The organism is Streptomyces sp. NPDC047515 (genome assembly GCF_040643055.1).
Lineage (GTDB): Bacteria > Actinomycetota > Actinomycetes > Streptomycetales > Streptomycetaceae > Streptomyces.
Window position 1 is genome coordinate 1 of the sequence record NZ_JBEYTM010000152.1, and the last position, 2270, is coordinate 2270.

A 2270-nucleotide genomic window follows, 5' to 3' on the forward strand; every position below is an offset into this window, starting at 1 on the left:
CGCCGCTACATCATCTGGCGAAACCGCCATGCCGACGACCGGCGCCTACGCGCCGTCGTCGACAGGGCAAACGTTGCCTGATCCGGCACTAGATAAAGACCGTTCTGCGCACCTTCTACGACTTCCATCTCACCACCGGGACCGGTCCGGTGCTCAACCCGTTCCCCCTGGACCGCTCGCGACGGGGACGACGCGCGCACGCTCATCGCAACCCGATGGAAGCACCCCGCAACGAGCGCGTCGGCCTCTACCGGCCGAGGATGCCCAAGCGACTGCCGCGAAGCGTCCCGGACAGCGAGTTCAACGAGATCTTCGCCCGGCTGGCCTCGCACCGGGACCGGGCCCTGGTCGCCTTCTACGTCTCCACCGGGGCTCGCGCCAGCGAGTTGCTGAGTGCGTGGCATCTGGCGCACTGTCCCGCTGCAGTGGCTGGCGAGCCACGGGCACACCCAGGTCCACCGGCACGATGCTTTCTTCCGGTCCGTGAACGTCGCCATCGCCGCCGACCTGTTCCGCCCGTCGCTCACCTGGTTGGTCACTGCCTCGCGTCGACGCGGGGCACTGCCCCGCGTCATGGAGAAGTACAGGGACAGCGCCGGATTCGCACGGCTGAAGGAACGGTGCGCGAGCGACCCGAGCGTCAACCTCGCCGCCATGACCCGCACTGCCTACCGAACCGCCCGGATCCTCGCGGCGAAGGGCGGCACGGTTGCCGACATCACCGCCGGCGACGTGCTGGAGCTGCTGGATATCGAGGCTGGACTGCGTGGCACGTCGGTCGGGGCGACGCACCTCAACTGCGGGAGTTGCGGACCGCCGGGCAGCGAACGCCGGAGGAGATGATCGATCGCTACGGCATCTCCTGCCGTCCCATCCGTGACCTTCTCGTCGACTACCTGCGAGAACGCCAGCCGGCCTTGGACTACAACAGCCAGGAGGCGCTGTCCTACTACCTCGCCAAGCTCTTCTGGTCCGACCTGGAGCGACACCATCGGGGAATCAGCAGCCTCCACCTGCCGCGCGAGATCGCCGAGGCGTGGAAGCAGCGACTTCGCACCGTGAACAAGACGACCCGCACCCCCGATGGCCAGCGAATCACCGACCAGGCGCCGCGCATCAACTACCGTGAGTGCCTCACCCCGGTGAGAGCGTTCTACCTGGACCTGGCTCACTGGGCCGTGGAAGACCCGGCTCGCTGGGCACAGTGGGTCGCCCCCTGCCCGGTGGGCAGCGAGGAGATCAACCGCAAGAAGGACAAGCGGCGCCGCAAGTCGCGGATGGATGCCCGCACCCGCGAACGGCTGCCGGTGCTGCCTGCCCTGGTCCGCAGCGTCGACCGGCGCCGCCGGGACGCCGCGGCCCTGCTGGCCGCTGCCCGCAACGCGACCGATGGGGAGACGTTCAGCGCTGCTGGCCTGGCCAGACACAGGTACGTGTCGCCCCACGCCGTTCGGCGGCAACGAAGATCCTGGCCGCCGATCTCGACACGGGCCTGCGGCGTGACATCGGACGCGAGGAGGACCACGCCTTCTGGGCCTTCGCCGTGGTTGAGGTGCTGCGAGCCACCGGCGTCCGCGTCAAGGAGCTCAGCGAGCTCTCCCACCACAGTCTGGTCCAATACCGGCTGCCCACCACCGGCGAGCTGATCCCGCTGCTGCAGATCGCACCGTCCAAGACCGATACCGAACGGCTCCTGGTCGTCAGTCCCGAACTCGCCGACGTGCTCTCGATGGTCATCCGCAGGATCCGTGACCAGAACGGGAGAGTGCCCCTCGTTCCCCACTACGACCAGTACGAGCGCACGTGGCTGCCAGCGGCACCGTTGCTCTTCCAGCGGCAGCGCGGCTACGAGAACCGGGCGATCAGCTCCAGCGCCATCCGCACGATGCTCACCCGGGCACTCGCGCACACCGGCCTCACCGACTCGGTCACCGGCGGCCCCCTGCACTTCACCCCGCACGACTTCCGCAGGCTGTTCATCACCGATGCCGTGCTGAACGGCCTGCCCCCGCACATCGCGCAGATCATCGCCGGCCACCAGGACATCAACGTCACCCTCGGCTACAAGGCCGTCTATCCGGACGAAGCTGTCCAGGCCCACCTGGCCTTCCTCGCCCGCAGGCGAGCGCTACGGCCGAGCGAGGAATACCGCGTCCCCACCGACGAGGAATGGAGCGAGTTCCTCGGCCACTTCGAGCGCCGCAAGGTCTCCACCGGAACCTGCGGACGCTCGTTCGGCACTTCGTGCATCCACGAACACGCCTGCTTCT

The 2270-nt window shown here is 68.1% G+C and carries 3 protein-coding genes and 1 pseudogene; all 4 read left to right on the forward strand.

Annotated features, from left to right (window positions below):
• Positions 1–81 (forward strand): annotated as a pseudogene (locus ABZ826_RS39170) (transposase); the annotation flags it as partial.
• A 312-nt stretch (positions 82–393) separates the two neighbouring features.
• Positions 394–843, forward strand: a complete 450-nt coding sequence (locus ABZ826_RS39175) for a hypothetical protein (protein WP_361459353.1) — start codon at positions 394–396, stop codon at positions 841–843.
• Positions 840–1646 carry a hypothetical protein gene (locus ABZ826_RS39180; protein WP_361459355.1) on the forward strand — a complete coding sequence of 269 codons (807 nt, stop codon included), beginning with the start codon at positions 840–842 and terminating at the stop codon, positions 1644–1646. Before ABZ826_RS39175 ends, ABZ826_RS39180 begins: the two co-directional genes overlap by 4 nt.
• Positions 1553–2270 (forward strand): site-specific integrase (locus ABZ826_RS39185; RefSeq protein WP_361459357.1); only part of this gene is annotated, 718 nt, incomplete at its 3' end. The genes ABZ826_RS39180 and ABZ826_RS39185, both read left to right, overlap by 94 nt.